This is a genomic window from Nostoc sp. FACHB-888 (genome assembly GCF_014696655.1).
Lineage (GTDB): Bacteria > Cyanobacteriota > Cyanobacteriia > Cyanobacteriales > Nostocaceae > Nostoc.
On the sequence record NZ_JACJQM010000024.1, the window covers coordinates 86,449 to 101,789 of the forward strand.

Consider the following 15,341-nt stretch of genomic DNA (forward strand, 5'->3'; position numbering starts at 1 on the left):
GGAAAAACTGAATCCTTATGCATCTTTAGTTGATCAGATATATAAAACAACATTAATTATGTTTAAGGTGATTTCATCAGAATTTTATAATTCAAGGGGTTTTATTATGCAATTATTACAACGATCAAATACATTTGATCGTTGTAATACTGCAAGAGGTATACTATGTCCATTGTTGTTGGAATTCCTAACAATAATTTTTTGTCGAGCAGTGATGGTGAAGATCAGATTTTTACTAGTGGAAGCAATGACAATATCTCCATTAGCCAAGAAAATAATGTAGTTGTTGGTAGTGGAGGCAATGTGTCATTGCTAGGTAGTGGAGACAATCTGTCATTGTTAGGTGGTGGTGGCAATTTGTCATTGCTAGGTGGTGGTGGCAATGCGTCATTTCTAAGTGGTACAGGCAATGACACATTGGTAGGTAGTGCAGGCGATGACACATTGCTAAGTGGTGCAGGCGATGACACCTTCAAGGGTAGTGGGGGTAACGACAGTATTGATGGTGGAGATGGCTTTGATACCGCAGACTACAGCCAACTGGGTAAAGCCATCACCCTCTCAGGTGTAGGGACAATTACCAAAGCTGATGGATTTGGAACAGATCAACTCTTTAAAGTAGAAAAGGTGATTGCTGATGCTAGTGTTGCGAATAACACCATAGATGCGTCTCAATCTTTGTCTGGGGTATCCGCCACCGCTAACTTAGAAGCCCAAACTATCTCTGCCTTTAATGTTCCTGGTTTGGGAACATTAACATTCAATGTAGTCAACTTTGCCAACGTCATTGGTACAAATGAGGCTGACAACATTAAAGGCGATAGTCAAAATAATCAATTAACTGGTCTGGCTGGAAATGACCTGATTGATGGTGCATCGGGAAATGACACGTTGATAGGTGGTGCAGGCGATGACACCTTCAAGGGCAGTGGGGGTAACGACAGCATCGATGGTGGAGATGGCTTTGATAAAGCAGACTACAGCCAACTGGGTAAAGCCATCACCCTCTCAGGTGTAGGGACAATTACCAAAGCTGATGGATTTGGAACAGATCAAGTCTTTAAAGTAGAAACAGTTATTGCTGATGCTGGTGTTACGAATAATACCATAGATGCATCTCAATCTTTGTCTGGAGTATCTGCCACCGCTAACTTAGAAGCCCAAACTATCTCTGCCAACAACGTTCCCATCTTGGGGAAATTGACATTTAATGTACTCAACTTTGACAATGTGATCGGTACAAATGAAAGTGACAGCATTACTGGCGATAGCCAAGATAATCGATTAGTCGGTAATGCTGGCAATGACACTATCTCAGGTGGCTTAGGTAATGACACCATTATCGGTGGAGAAGGTAACGATATTCTCACAGGTGGCTTTGGTGCAGATAAGTTTATTTTCAACAGTGCTAAGGAGGGTCTTGACATCATTAAAGATTACAACTTTGCTCAGGGCGACGTAATCGAAGTTTCTAAAGTAGGGTTTGGTACTACTAATGTTAGCGACTTTTCCTACAACACCTCTAGCGGTAACTTGTCTTTCTTAGGAAATCAATTCGCTTCCCTCGAAAATCTCCCATCCAGTGTGAATATTCAATTGGTATAAAATTACTTCGAGTCCCCAGTCTACGACAAATTAAAGTTTTTTGCAGTTTGTTACCAGGATAAAAGTTCTGTTGTAAAAAAAGAAAGAGGTTGGGCTGATAAAAGTATAAATTATATCAGTTTCCACCAGCTAGCCTTCAAAGAGTTTTTGCAACATAACCGTTGAAAACGGCAGTTGCTTTAACTCTCTCAACCAGAGCAATGCACTGCCTCATCCTGGGTATTAAATTCTTCCATTTAGATGATATTTTCTACAAAATTAAGGAGTAAGTCTTGTGGCATTTACGATCAATCAATTATTCAAGTTATCTATTAAATATTTACCAACAATTGCAGCAATAATAACGGTTATTCCATTACCCGTTAAAGCCGCTACATTTTTTGTAACTGAACGTGCTGCTTTAGGAGGTAATGATGAAGTTAATTGGGAAAGTTTAGGTAAAGTATTTAATCCTTCTGCGCCTGACTTTTCTGTTTTTTTACCTAACTCTTTTTCAGCAACATCCCAAGGTGGATTAGAGTTGGATATAAATATAGCTCCAACTAATAATCCTCAGATTACTCCACCGTATATCTTCCAAACTTTACCTCCACCAGGCATTCGGACTAACTTTGCCCAAGGAGATTTTATTCTCTTCGGAGGTATAGATCCAACAGGTTTTAAACCTCTTCCTCCTGGCGCTCCTGATCCTCGTACTCAGGGAAATGGAGGGCCTTTGAGTATTAGTTTTGCCCAGCCTGTTTTTGGCGCTGGTACTCAGATAGCTATAGATATTAGTAATTTAGAAGTTGAAACTTTTATCACAGCTTTTGATAATGCCAATAACCTCTTGGGTAGTTTCTCAGCTCTAAGTACTTCATCGCTAGCATTAGATAACTCGGCAGTGTTCTTGGGAATTCGTAGTGACACTCCAAACATCTCACGACTCGTTTTTAGCAGTTCTTCTCCACAATACGCCTTAGCTATTAATCAGGTAAGTGTTATTGCAGTTCCTGAACCAACTTTTACCTTGGCGATATTAGCATTTGGTCTTTCATGTGCTGTTTTAAAACGACGCCAACGTACTTGGCCAAATAATTACTAATTTGTAATACTCGTCTCCGGCGAGAAGTAAGCTACGTAATTCGTAATTGAAGAGGCTACAGCAGCCCACATCAAAATCTCTAATTGGGTGGTCTGCAAGATGCTCCATGCACTTTTCCCAGTGGAGAATCAGAATTGGCTCAATCAGTCTATTAGGTGGCGTTGCAGAACAGCGGGATAAATTGAGGCAAGCTCTTGAGGCAACACTTCTCTACGAACCCAAACAGCGTGTTGCAGACAGACGCTCTTGCTAGCTTGCTTCCCCAAAAGGTTACGACTACGCTCAGTGACCGGGAGCAGGGGGGAATTTTGGAAGTTGCTAAATCATCCCGCTTTCTCTGCAACGCCTATTAAGTAATTTATTTTCTAGATAGGTAATTGATTTTCCGGAATTGCCTCAATGGGATTGTAATTATGTTAGCGAGCTGTGTAACCCTACGGAGAAGCTAGCTAGCAAGAGCGTCTTATAGAGAGCGTCATTACGAATTATTATGATGAATTATTTCATCACTATGGGAGTGTCGAAATGATTCACCATTGAATAAGCTCGATTTTTTGAACATACTCAAATTTCTATCAGACGTAATTTCTATATAATTTTTATCTTTAGCCAACTTCAAGTCAATGTCATACAAAGAATTAGAACACATCATAGACAGTAAAATACAAAAAGCTATACGAAAGCACGAAGTAATAGTTGCTTTTATTAGTAGTTTGATTGGCTTAGTTTTTATACTCGGTTTGTTTCACGCTATTTTGCTCAACCACACTCAAATTCAATCCTTTTGTTTGAGATGATTACTTATTGCATTCAATAGGTTTTTATTATCAAAAGTTCCCTAATTTCTATAAAGTTAATCCAAGCTACACATATTTTTTATAAAAGTGAATTGCATTATGGAGAGTAAAAATAATGGCAGGGCTATATTCGTCTTATTTTTGACTGTATTTATAGACTTGCTAGGTTTCGGAATTATTTTGCCGATACTACCTTTGTATGCTGAACAATTCGGCGCAAAACCTAATGAGGCGACTCTACTTGTAGCTATTTATTCTTTAATGCAGTTCTTATTTGCACCATTATGGGGCAGATTTAGCGATCGCTACGGTCGTCGTCCGATTTTATTACTTACTTTATTAGGTTCTGTAATTGCATACACTGGGTTAGGTTGTGCCAACTCATTATGGATTTTATTTATTGCTCGTAGTCTTGCCGGAATTATGGCAGGGAATATTGCTACTGCTCAAGCATACATAGCAGATATTACCACGCCAGCTAATCGAGCGCGTGGCATGGGCATAATCGGAGCAGCTTTTGGCCTTGGTTTCATTCTTGGCCCAGCGATTGGAGGTCTTCTTATCGGATCTGATCCAGACAATGCTAACTTCCATCTACCGTCGTTGTTCGCAGGCGGATTATCTTTATTAGCATTGCTTTGCGCTTTGATGTTACTTCCAGAATCTCTAAATTCTGAGACTAAAGCCAAAATCCAAGCTTATCGCTACCGTCAGCGACGGCTGAACTTGCTACAACTGTCACAACGTCCACAGTTCTGTATGCTTGTTGGCATCTATTTTTTAGTAACCTTTGCTGTTGCGGCTATGGACTCTACATTAGCTTTATGGTCTAAGCAGGAATTAAACTGGGGCCCTCAACAAACTAGTTATCTTTTTGCTTTCATGGGGATTGTCAGCACAATCATTCAAGGAGGACTGATCGGATTCCTCAAGAAACACTTAGGTGAAATAAAGTTACTTACCTTGGGGATATTAGGGTTAGGTGTAGGATTACTGCTAATTGGATTCTCACAAAGCTTAATTTTATTGTTGGTTGCCACCATGCTTGTGGCATGGGGAATTAGTATCAGCCAACCAATATTAAACAGTCTGATTTCCCAAATGACAGCCGCAGAAGAACAAGGACAAATATTAGGAATTGCCAGTTCTTGCTCTGCGCTGGCACGCATCGCTGGGCCAATATGGGCAGGGGCTAGTTTTATGAAATTTGGGAGTTCTGCTCCTTTTGTGAGTGGAACTTTAGTAATGCTAGTAGCTTTGATTCTTAGTTTGCAAGTGACTAAAAGTGCATCTGAACCAAAGACAGAACGTGTTGCCTGACAATCTAGGTCTTAGAGAATCTTTTAAAAGTGATGGCTGATGTATCCAAAACTTTAGATCCTCCTAAATCCTCCAATAAATTGGAGGACTTTGAGGAGGTTATTCCTACTTTTTATTACGAATTAAGAATTACGAATTATTATGACAGGTCGCCGAGTATTGTTTTTAGGCATCTTTGTAAGTATTCTCCTTACTTACGCAATTTGGATCGGTGGGAGCATTCCTGCAAGTATCACCAAACTTCCTGACCAAGGATTAAACTGGTACTACTGGAAGCTTCCCCAACCAACCTTTTGGAGTCGAGCGACGGCTTGGGGGATGTACCTTGGGCATCAGTTTAGCATCTGGGGGTGTATCTTGTGGGCGCAGCGATCGCAGTTGCAATACAAATCAGCCTTGCACCCGATTAATTACCTCATGCTTGCTATTAATGGTACATTCATCGCTTTACATTTTCTCCAGACCTATATTTGGTACGATGCTCTAGCTCAAGACACTTCAATTTGGGCTTCTCAAGGTGCGGTTGTACTTCTACTAGTGTTTGTACTGATTTTGGAAACGCCTCGACGCGGTTTGTTTTTTGGCAATTCTGTTCCATTCCATCAACAGTTTTTGCAAATTATCAAGCTGTACCACGGCTATTTTTTCTCCTTCGCCGCTATCTATACCTTCTGGTATCACCCAATGGAAGCGACGGTGGGGCACTTAATTGGTTTCCTCTATATGTTCTTACTTCTGCTCCAATCGTCGTTAATCTTTAACCGCACCCATGTAAGCCGTTGGTGGACATTCACTTTGGAAATTACAGTGGTTTTACATAGTGTTGTTGTGTCGTGGATGCTAGGACAAACCAAGTGGCCAACATTCCTCTTTGGTTTTCTTGGCATTCTGGTGCTTACTCAGCTTCACGGTCTACCTGTGGGGATATGGACTAAACGTACTATCTACGGAGCCTTTTTAGTGAGTGTAATCGCCGTTTATGGATTGACTGAACGCGGCTTGGGCAGAATTTACGAAGTAACCTATATTCCTTTGATTGAGTTTGGGCTAGTTGGCGTAATTTACTTAATCTTCCTGCTCATCTTATGGGCAATTTCTCGTTTAAAGGTTGTTTGAAAAGTAGTTGGCTGTGATTTGAGGCACTAACTGATCCCCCCTAGCCCTGCCCTTATAAAGGGGAGCTTTGTCGTACCACTTGGTGAAAGCAAGCTAGCAAGAGCGTCTCGTAGAGAAGTGCGGGCTACGCCAACGCATTTGTTATTTTGGCGTACTCATTTGTTATTTCGGGGTGTCTATAACGCACCCTACGAAACTACTAAACCGCGTCCACCTTGAAAACTACAGAAAAAACCCTCATCCCCCAGCCCCTTCTCCCAAATTTGGGAGAAGGGGAGCCGGAAAAAAGTCCCTCTCCCAAGTAGGGAGATATGATTAGGACTCACGCCCACTCTAGTTTTGGTCAGCAGTATGAAGTTAGACAACTGCTAAATTATTCAAGCTGCCTTTGTAGGAACTAATCTCAATCACAGCATCCGTGAGGGCAGAGAATCCATTAGTGTTATCGTTGAGTGCCAAAAAAGTCTGCCCCTTATTACCTGTACCCAGGGTAAAAGTTGCTGCACCTTTAGCCACAAAAGCAGTTGCACTCAATATCTGCTGTACATCGAAAAGATTTAGACTAGCAACAGTGCCAAGTTGAACTAAATTAGCAGCGTCAACTGCATATAGCCCATCAATTTTATCTTGAGAAATGTTCAAGTCAGTTATTTTATCAAAGCTAGACAGCAGCGAATCACTCAGACTACTAAACACAAATTTATCAGCGCTACAACCGCCTGTGAGGGTATCACGCCCAGCGCCACCATTGAGGATGTCATTACCATTACCACCAACTAGTTTGTCATTTCCGGCTAATCCAAAGAGTTTATCGTTGCCATTTTTGCCGGAAATTTGATCGTTACCAGCCTCACCACTGAGTTCATCTGCACCGTTACCACCTTTTAAAGTAATCTTTGGCACATTTGGGTCTGTGGTGGTTTTGCTGATTAATTGACCATTGGTATCATACAGATAAGTGGCAACTGCATCAGTAATGCCATCACTGTTGTTGTCAATATCTGCGGAAATTAGTTTGCCATTGCGATCGTAGTTGAAAGTGGTAATCTCATCAGGGATGCCATCATTATTTTTGTCAGCTACCTGTGCAGTCTGTTTGCCGTTAACGTCGTAACTATAAGCGGTGACTTCATCAAAGATGCCATCATCATTATTGTCAATTTTTTGTGATTTCAGGTTGCCGTTAAAATCGTAGCTGTAGATGCCAACTGCATCAATTACACCATCATTGTTGAAGTCATAGCTAGCGGATGCGCGTCCATAAGTATAGGAAGTATAGGTTTGGACAGAATCAAATCTGCCGTCGCCGTTGTTTTCAACTATAAAGGATGTCAGGTTGCCCTTGGCATCATAAGTAGAGGTTTCGACATAATCAACTTTGCCGTCACCGTTGAAGTCACGGCTAAAGGATGTCCGGTTGCCCTTAGCATCATAAGTAGAGGTTTCAACAAAATCAACTTTGCCGTCGCCGTTGTCGTCACGGCTATTGGATGTCAGGTTGCCCTTGGCATCATAAGTATAGGTGTTGACAGAATCAACTTTGCCGTCGCCGTTGTCGTCAACGCTATCGGATGTCCGGTTGCCCTTGGCATCATAAGTATAGGTTTGGACATAATCAACGCCGTCGCCGTTGTTGTCAGCGCTATCGGATATCCGGTTGCCCTTGGCATCATAAGTATAGGTGTTGACAGAATCAACTTTACCGTCGCCGTTGTTGTCAAAGCTATTGGATATCAGGTTGCCCTTGGCATCATAAGTATAGGTGGTGACATTAATAGGTATGCCGTCGCCGTTGGCAAAGCTACTAAATGTCACCTTGCCCTTAGCATCATAAGTATAGGTTTGGACATAATCAACGCCGTCGCCCTTCAAGTCAACGCTATCAGATGTCAGGTTGCCCTTGGCATCATAAGTATAGGTTTGGACATAATCAACTTTGCCGTCGCCGTTGCTATCAGAAGTATAGGATGTCCGGTTGCCCTTGGCATCATAAATAAAAGTGTCGACAGAATCAACTTTGCCGTCGCCGTTGTTGTCAACGCTATCGGATGTCTGGTTGCCCTTGGCATCATAAGTATAGGTTTGGACATAATCAACTTTGCCGTCGCCGTTGTCGTCACGGCTGGTGGATGTCTGGTTGCCCTTGGCATCATAAGTAGAGGTTTCGACAAAATCAACTTTGCCGTCGCCGGTGAAGTCACGGCTGGTGGATGTCCGGTTGCCCTTGGCATCATAAGTAGAGGTTTCGACAAAATCAACTTTGCCGTCGCCGGTGAAGTCTTGGCTAAAGGATGTCAGGTCATAGCGGTAGGTAATAACTGAGTCTATTATCCCATCACCGTTGTTGTCTGTCCTCTCAGATATCACTTTGCCATCGACATCGTAAGTGTAAGTTGTGGTTGAGGTCATAAATTGGTGTTCCTTATCTGTTTGATTCCAGTTGTTTTGCTACCGCATTTATTATTTCATTTGTCAATGCGTTAGAGAGACGTAGCAGTGCTACGTCTCTCGTCAATAAGTAGTCGGACAAAAATATTTACAGTCATTGCGAGCGATCGCAATGACATTGTGTAATTAATTCTGTCTGACTACTTATTTAAATGCGATCGCCCTATAGCAACACAGGGCTATTTCGTTCTAGACATAAATCGCCCAGAACTAAAGTTCACAGGCTTTTAGCTAAAGTCCGTTTTAACGGACTATAACCTTTTATCAGTCGTCTTAAGACGACTTTCGCTATTAGACTGGTGAATTCATTCTGAGGCGGGCTAAATGAGAATGAAATAGCCTTATAGCAAGATTCTTATTATGATACAGTATTAACCTAAATAAACATTAAAAGAGTCACAATTTTACTCACCACCACCAAGCGTTTTTTGCTGTTGATAACGCAGTTTAAATTGCTGTTGTTGTATTTTATGATCCACAATTGGTTCAGGATAACCAACAGCATGACGTTCCAAAGATGGAATTTTACCAGTAACTAAATATTCTGTATCTACAGACCGCAATTCTGATACCCATTGCCGAATATATTCCCCCTCTGGATCAAATTTTTGTGTTTGACTGGCTGGGTTGAAAATTCGCACAGGTTTAGGGTCCATGCCGCTAGAAGCACTCCATTGCCAACCCCCATTATTGGCAGATAAATCACCATCAATCAGGTGCTGCATAAAGTATTTTTCACCCAATTGGGGATTAATTAACAAGTCTTTGGTAAGGAAACTAGCAACAATCATTCGACAACGGTTATGCATCCAGCCACTCTCATTCATCTGGCGCATTGCTGCATCTACAATAGGATAACCGGTTCTTCCTTCACACCAAGCTTGGAAATGTTCTTCGTTAGTTTGCCAAGGAAAGTTTTTAAAGGTGTCACGGAAAGCACCATCAGCTAATTCGGGGAAGTTATACATTGCATGTTGATAAAACTCCCGCCAAGCTAATTCTTGTTGCCATGTGCGAATATTAACAGCTGTTTCCTCGCTGCGGCTGTTTTCTAGTGCTTCTATCGTGGCTTGCCAAACGGTGCGAATGCCAATTACGCCAAATTTCAAAGCTGCACTCAGTTGCGATGTTCCGTCCACTGCGGGGAAATTTCGTTGTTCTTGGTATTCAGTAATTGCTTTAGCAGTAAATTCCTCTAAGCGTTCTTGCGCCGCCACCTCTCCCGGTGAAATAATCAATTCTCCATCCCAAATAAATCCTAAATCTTTCGCTGAAGGTAGCGTTAAGGCTCCTGCAAGTTGAGCAATTTCCTGTTCAGCTTCTGTTAACCCTTCAACATTTTGCAGAGTTTCTACTGGGTTTGCTTTCGGTTTGGTAATCCAATTTTTCCAGAAAGGGGTGTAAACGGTGTAAGGTTGATTGCTACCGGTGCGTAATTGCTCTGGGGAGTTGAGAATCTGATCCCAGTTTTGGTTAAGAAACTGAATGCCTTTTTCTTTGAGGGCATTTATAACGGTGCGATCGCGTTCTTGCGAATAAGGTTCTACATCCCAATTCCAAAAAACGGCTTTGGCATTTATTGCTTCTGCTAAAGCTGGTATCGCTTGTACAGGATTGGCGTGGAGTATTAATAACTGGCTACCAACTTGAGCGTATCGCTCTTGGAGTTTCTGCAAACAGCCAATCATATAAGTTATTTTCACAGGAGCTACATCATCCCGTTCCAGAATATTCAAATCAAGGCAAAACACGCCCACCACTTTCGGACTCTGCCGTTTTGCCGCAGCCAGTCCCGTATTGTCAGAAATGCGTAAATCGCGCCGATGCCAAAACAGAATTAAGTCAGACATTCCCTATTGGATATAGTTCACCCGTACTAGCTTAAATGCTAGTGGTACCAATGATCATCATTCTGGCGATAAATTTCTTCTGTTAATGGGCATTGATTATTCTGAAGCTCCATTTCCTTCATCCCTCTCATCTCACTATGCCCTATGCTCCATTCACACAAACCCCGGTTTATCAGTCGGGAATAGTGGTTTTTTAATTCAAAGTTGAGTATACTCTTCTTAACAGTTAATTAGTCTTTTTGGTCATGGCTAACCTACTACTTGATGACGGTAAGATTGAAAGCGATTTAGGCGAAATAGCTCGTGAACTTGAGCCTCTTGGGATTCAACTCAGACATTACGACCCAGGAACATCGCTTCTCTTCCCCGATATGCTAGACCAGGACGTGTTAACTGAGTCTGAGAAACGCTATTGTGTAGAACTCCATAACAGCGTTTTTGAATTTATTCAGCAAGAAAATGGCGCTCTCTGGTGTGACTTGCTAAATGTACATCCAGGTTCTTTCAATCTTCACCACCTAATAGCAACTTACGGCCGTTACCATACTCATCCTGCTGCTGAACCCCTCTACGTGTTGGCAGGAAAAATGATTTATGGCTTCGTGCGACCTGATGGCAGCCAAGTACAGCTTTTAGTTCAGGCACAAGACTATCTTTACATCCCCGCCAACGTTGAGCATTGGTGCAGCCCGACTGCATCGTTGAAATTCAAAGGGATACGCTATTTTGCGATGCCTGTGGCGGGCTGTGCCAACGCAGAAGGTTGGATTCCAAATTATACAGGTACTCAAGTCAGCGATTCGCTCCAAAAGCCACGTTAAAGGTCATTGAGCTTGTAGTCATCTGTGATTGTTATTACTTTATATAGCCCTAGATATAAACGTCCCATTTTATTGCGTGCATCCGTAATTTTAAAGCGTTAATTTACACTTGCTTTACTAGAATTGCGATCGCTCTGCCAAGAAGCGATTTCTTAAGATAGTGTTTGAACGTTAGCAATTCGTCTTTCTAAGCATTGACGAGCTAAAACGGATAACTCAATCTCAACTTGATTTAGCCAACTTCCATGCTTAGGCGTGTAGTGGAGTTCTAATTTTTGGACAATCTGACGTGCTTTTTCTGATGGAAATACTTTGTACAAAGCAGCTGGATTATGTGTGTTGAGGTTATCAACTACCAGACTACCAGACGAATTGACTCGGCTTGTGGTGAAGTGGGATGAGTAGCGTTCGCCGTAGTTTGAGGGCTATGTTTGTAAAGGTTTGTAAAATTTTTAATTTTTTGCGAAAAATTTGAGTTTGAGAATGAAATTTTATTAGGTTAATTGCTAAATAATAAAAAGAAAAGTTTGTAACATGATTCATGCTTGGCTAGTCTTCAATACTGGTAATAGTTGTGGAGGTGTGTAATATTTAGCTGGCGTTTTACTTGTTGGAGAAGTTTATTTAGTATTGCTATAACTGGGGCCAGGATTTTACCTGGAAGTTATGCGTTGGCTCAAATTACTCCAAATGCCTCTATTGTTAATTCTTCTAATGGCGAGATCGCTGACAGCTTTAGAATTATCCAGGGTGGCATTCAAGTAGGCAATAACTTTTTTCACAGCTTCTCTGAACTAGATGTATTTACTGGTAGTAGTGCTTATTTTAATAATTTTTTAGATATTGAGAACATTTTTACTCGTGTGAATGATAACAATATTTTTAATATTGATTAATCGCTTAATTCATACTAATGGCACAGCTAACCTGTTTTTTGTAAATCCCAATGGCATCGTTTTTGGTTCTAATGGCAGTTTAAATATCGGCGGTTCATTTGCAGCAACTACTGCCTTCAATAAACCACTTGTATAAAGAAAGTACCCAACAAAACAGTTATGACTGGCTTTACCCAACTCAAACCCCAATTTGTAACTCATTTAGGATTGCTATATCAAAAGTTTCCTTCAATTTCTTTGATTTGTGTGAATATTAATCAGCCACTTCAGTACATTCTCAAACTATGCCTTTTGGCAACAACCCTTAATGCTCTAGCTGTCAATGTTGTCGCTGCTGAAGTGCAACCTTTTGGCCAAGATGGTAGACATGGGGTAGATGGTCGATCTGGACGAGATGGGAACTCTGCTACCGAGCAAATAATTCGCACTAACGAACAACTACAAACGATTGACCTCTCCGGTACAGATGGCGAAGTGGGAGAATCTGCTACCTCTGGTGAACAAGCTTCTGGATGCCAACAGCCCCAGGATGTGACAGTGAATGTATGCGGTGCTAAAGGCGGCAATGGCGGTAATGGTGGTAATGGTGGCCATGGTGGTCATGGTGGTAAGGCTACTGTTTACTTTGAGTCATTATCTCAACTCAAGAATGTGGTGTTACGTAATCGGGGTGGGAGGGCAGGTGTTGGAGGAAAGGGCGGACAAGCAGGTAGTGGATGTAACTGTACTCAACCGCGCTGGACTGTAAACTATTGCACTTGGGCATTGATGGCGCAACAAATCAATATAGCTAATGCCGAGTGGAAAGAAATTAAAAGAGAATTATTTCGCTGTTCGGGTGATGCGTTCTATGATGAACAACAAAATCGACCCCAGCAGCTTCCAAATTTAGATCCAAACTACCGCTATGGCTGGAAATATATTGGTCTATCACAGCAGAGAGATTTTACTTGTGAGAATGGCCTTATTGGTCAACCGGGACGCAACGGTAGAGATGGGGAACCTGGTAGTTACGGTCAAGTATTGTTAGTCAAGGGTACAGAAATTCCTCAAGAACAAATTAGTTATAGCAATCGCGTTAGCCTGTTAGTTGATCGAAACATTGGGCTGATCAAGAAAAATTTGTCGAAAAAAACGGGACTACGGAGTTTACTTGGTACTGGTTCGGATGTCCGAGATAGCTATCGTTTATTAGAAACCGTCCAAGGTTCTTTTAAAGTGTCTTGGCAAACTGTAAAACGCCCACAAGATTTAGGAGATCCTCCGCTCAAAGCTGAAATTACTGAATCGGGGAAATTGCAATTTTATATTCCAGGCACATTGGAATATAAACTCAATCATTCACAAAACCAAGCTGAAATTGCGATTACTGGAGGTATTCACCCCAAACGCTTAGGACGTTTTAAATTTGAAGAATTTGATCGCTTCCCCGATCCCCGCAATTTTACTCTTCTAGATGAAGGTAAGCTTCTGGGCGAGTTAAAAGCAGTTAAATTGACAATTGTTTTGTCCCAGAACAACTCTAAAGTCAGCGAGATGTCTTACCCACTTGTTCCACATCGACCCTATCCTCACTGGGCGGATGCTTATAAGATCAATTTGGGCGCGAGCTTTGATTCTTGGCTTCAACCAGGGCAACCTGTTGAGTATGAAATTCGCATTGAACAAACTACCCGTTCCGGAGTCACCTATACATCTGGAATGAAAATTGGCTTCGTTGTAGATAAAGTCACTCATTCTCCCGATATTCAATACTACTCAGGAACGGCACTAACAGATATCTTAAGGCTTATAAGTCAGTAGGCAGGAAAAGTTTAGTTGTGACCGCAATTGATGAGGTGGAAAGGATCGCCCAGCAGACAAACAGCATTCAACTGTTTCTGGAGAATGATTAAAGAAGAATTCAGCAATTAAATTCTTACTAAAGAAAAATTGATCCCCCTCTGTAGAATGTAGTACAACCTCTAACGGAAGCTTATTATGTTTTCACTGATACTGCTATGGATGCTATTAAAATTACATTCTGGTAATAACAAATGGCGAATAATCAACAAATTGCTTACCCTCTAATCGAACAAGAGCATATAGAGCGTGTAGACACAGAGAAATTAGCCCTGCTCCCTAATCGCCGTCAACAAAAGCCTCTTGTAATAAATCCGCGTTTTCCCGTTCGGATTCTAAATACAATCACGATTGCCTCTATTGCCAGTAGTTGCTTGTTTGGGATAGGTACGCTTTCATGTTGGGGGTTAGAGATTATTGAAGCGAATACAAAACCAATTACCCTTAGTCAGCAGTATGAATGGCAGATACGAAAACATATCTGCTTGGGTTGGATGCTTGTTGGGTTTTCCAGTTTTGTTGCTAGTGCTTCATTCGGTGAAAAGCCTCAGCGACAAATTAACGAATAGTATGTACTAATTGCCAAAGAGCAAGAATCATTGCTTCATTTATTAAACAAACAACAACATTTTAAATTATGAAACTACCTCAAATGATTGTCACAACAGTGGCAGCTATCACCTTTGGATACGTCGGCTCACAATACTTCACTAAAAATATTATGTATATCATAGGCGGTGGAATAGCTGGGCTTGGTGCAGTAGCATATGTCATTCCGGACAAAACCAAACAAAAGCCAACCCCCGCACAACCGAAGGAGCCTGTGGGAACTACCCGCCGTTGAGCGCAGTACTCAGATGGGAGCAAATGCTCAAAAAATTTAATAACAGAACGCCCTTGATGGCGACAAGTTTGTACAACCGTCGTTAGGGTTCAGACTCAAGTTTTCGTAAAGATGTTGGCAGGTCAGCATTTTCTAAGTTTTCAATGCATCGTAAAAGAGATTTGTTAAATTGTTCTTGCTCATCTTGGGTAAACATTGAGAAGACCTGAGCTTCGATTTGTTCAGCGATCGCATCACCTTTCTGTAATAAAGATTCTCCTTGAACGGTGAGATACGCTTCACCAAGATTAATAATTTATATAAAATGAACAATCTATGTCTTTTCCCTGTAGTTTCAAAATCGATGATTCACGATAGTCACAAAAGCCAGCTTACAGATCTACTAGAATGGTGCATAATTTTTTATGGTTGCTTAGATGCTGGGCAAGTCGATGATGCAAAAAATTTCTTAGAACAAGCTATTACTAAAGCTGAAAAACCGAACAAAGGTTAATATAACTGAATTGCAAATATTTAAAATATCTATAGGACTAATATTTGATTTCTGAAAACACTCCGTACATTTGAAGAGTGGCAAAATCAAAGGTAGTGTGTCGGATAAACCACTCAAACATCCACTTCAGATGAGAGAATGAAGGAATCAAAGCACAGAAACGCCGCACCCATGTTTTAGCTTGTAACCAAATATCCTCAATTGGATTTTGTGATGGGCAATTAG

At 41.3% G+C, this 15,341-nt stretch carries 12 protein-coding genes and 1 pseudogene; 9 read left to right on the forward strand and 4 right to left on the reverse strand.

Annotated features, from left to right (window positions below; genetic code table 11):
* Positions 1 to 165: 165 nt before the first annotated feature.
* The 4 genes from H6G26_RS17115 to H6G26_RS17130 all read left to right on the forward strand — a co-directional run bounded on the left by H6G26_RS17115 (position 166) and on the right by H6G26_RS17130 (position 5,922).
* Positions 166 to 1,605 (forward strand): calcium-binding protein, encoded by a 1,440-nt coding sequence (locus tag H6G26_RS17115; RefSeq protein WP_190730385.1) that lies wholly within the window; start codon positions 166 to 168, stop codon positions 1,603 to 1,605.
* Between the two features lie 274 nt (positions 1,606 to 1,879).
* Complete coding sequence (locus tag H6G26_RS17120) at positions 1,880 to 2,689, forward strand: hypothetical protein (protein WP_190730386.1); 810 nt, start codon at positions 1,880 to 1,882, stop codon at positions 2,687 to 2,689.
* Between the two features lie 896 nt (positions 2,690 to 3,585).
* On the forward strand, positions 3,586 to 4,806 hold the full coding sequence (locus H6G26_RS17125) for an MFS transporter (protein WP_190730387.1): 1,221 nt from the start codon (positions 3,586 to 3,588) through the stop codon (positions 4,804 to 4,806).
* Between the two features lie 141 nt (positions 4,807 to 4,947).
* Complete coding sequence (locus tag H6G26_RS17130) at positions 4,948 to 5,922, forward strand: hypothetical protein (RefSeq protein ID WP_190730388.1); 975 nt, start codon at positions 4,948 to 4,950, stop codon at positions 5,920 to 5,922.
* Positions 5,923 to 6,279: 357 nt separating this feature from the next.
* Here H6G26_RS17130 and H6G26_RS17135 read toward each other — a convergent pair whose 3' ends face one another.
* A complete protein-coding gene (locus tag H6G26_RS17135) occupies positions 6,280 to 8,331 on the reverse strand; it encodes a bluetail domain-containing putative surface protein (protein WP_190730389.1) in 2,052 nt (683 codons plus the stop codon).
* A 443-nt stretch (positions 8,332 to 8,774) separates the two neighbouring features.
* Positions 8,775 to 10,220: an FAD-binding domain-containing protein gene (locus H6G26_RS17140; RefSeq protein WP_190730390.1), complete on the reverse strand. Its 1,446-nt coding sequence runs from the start codon at positions 10,218 to 10,220 to the stop codon at positions 8,775 to 8,777.
* A 245-nt stretch (positions 10,221 to 10,465) separates the two neighbouring features.
* Between H6G26_RS17140 and H6G26_RS17145 the strand changes: the two genes are divergently transcribed.
* Positions 10,466 to 11,041: a cupin domain-containing protein gene (locus H6G26_RS17145; protein ID WP_190730391.1), complete on the forward strand. Its 576-nt coding sequence runs from the start codon at positions 10,466 to 10,468 to the stop codon at positions 11,039 to 11,041.
* A gap of 152 nt (positions 11,042 to 11,193) precedes the next feature.
* On the opposite strand, the gene H6G26_RS17150 is transcribed toward H6G26_RS17145, so the two are convergent.
* Positions 11,194 to 11,400, reverse strand: a complete 207-nt coding sequence (locus H6G26_RS17150; RefSeq protein ID WP_190730399.1) for a transposase — start codon at positions 11,398 to 11,400, stop codon at positions 11,194 to 11,196.
* 312 nt (positions 11,401 to 11,712) lie between these two features.
* Between H6G26_RS17150 and H6G26_RS41800 the strand changes: the two genes are divergently transcribed.
* The 4 genes from H6G26_RS41800 (at position 11,713) to H6G26_RS17165 (ending at position 14,348) form a co-directional block, all read left to right on the forward strand.
* On the forward strand, positions 11,713 to 11,937 hold the full coding sequence (locus H6G26_RS41800) for a hypothetical protein (protein WP_199326947.1): 225 nt from the start codon (positions 11,713 to 11,715) through the stop codon (positions 11,935 to 11,937).
* Positions 11,930 to 12,073 carry a filamentous hemagglutinin N-terminal domain-containing protein gene (locus H6G26_RS41805; protein WP_199326948.1) on the forward strand — a complete coding sequence of 48 codons (144 nt, stop codon included), beginning with the start codon at positions 11,930 to 11,932 and terminating at the stop codon, positions 12,071 to 12,073. Before H6G26_RS41800 ends, H6G26_RS41805 begins: the two co-directional genes overlap by 8 nt.
* 23 nt (positions 12,074 to 12,096) lie before the next feature.
* Positions 12,097 to 13,740 carry a hypothetical protein gene (locus H6G26_RS17160; RefSeq protein ID WP_190730392.1) on the forward strand — a complete coding sequence of 548 codons (1,644 nt, stop codon included), beginning with the start codon at positions 12,097 to 12,099 and terminating at the stop codon, positions 13,738 to 13,740.
* A 233-nt stretch (positions 13,741 to 13,973) separates the two neighbouring features.
* Positions 13,974 to 14,348 carry a hypothetical protein gene (locus H6G26_RS17165; protein ID WP_190730393.1) on the forward strand — a complete coding sequence of 125 codons (375 nt, stop codon included), beginning with the start codon at positions 13,974 to 13,976 and terminating at the stop codon, positions 14,346 to 14,348.
* Between the two features lie 805 nt (positions 14,349 to 15,153).
* Here H6G26_RS17165 and H6G26_RS17170 read toward each other — a convergent pair.
* Positions 15,154 to 15,341 (reverse strand): annotated as a pseudogene (locus tag H6G26_RS17170) (IS630 family transposase); the annotation flags it as partial.

Coding starts and splice junctions, on each gene's coding strand:
- H6G26_RS17115 (WP_190730385.1), top strand. CDS start 166: ATGTCCATTGTTGTTGGAATTCCTAACAATAATTTTTTGTCGAGCAGT.
- H6G26_RS17125 (WP_190730387.1), top strand. CDS start 3,586: ATGGAGAGTAAAAATAATGGCAGGGCTATATTCGTCTTATTTTTGACT.
- H6G26_RS17130 (WP_190730388.1), top strand. CDS start 4,948: ATGACAGGTCGCCGAGTATTGTTTTTAGGCATCTTTGTAAGTATTCTC.
- H6G26_RS17135 (WP_190730389.1), bottom strand. CDS start 8,331: ATGACCTCAACCACAACTTACACTTACGATGTCGATGGCAAAGTGATA.
- H6G26_RS17140 (WP_190730390.1), bottom strand. CDS start 10,220: ATGTCTGACTTAATTCTGTTTTGGCATCGGCGCGATTTACGCATTTCT.
- H6G26_RS17145 (WP_190730391.1), top strand. CDS start 10,466: ATGGCTAACCTACTACTTGATGACGGTAAGATTGAAAGCGATTTAGGC.
- H6G26_RS17160 (WP_190730392.1), top strand. CDS start 12,097: ATGACTGGCTTTACCCAACTCAAACCCCAATTTGTAACTCATTTAGGA.
- H6G26_RS17165 (WP_190730393.1), top strand. CDS start 13,974: ATGGCGAATAATCAACAAATTGCTTACCCTCTAATCGAACAAGAGCAT.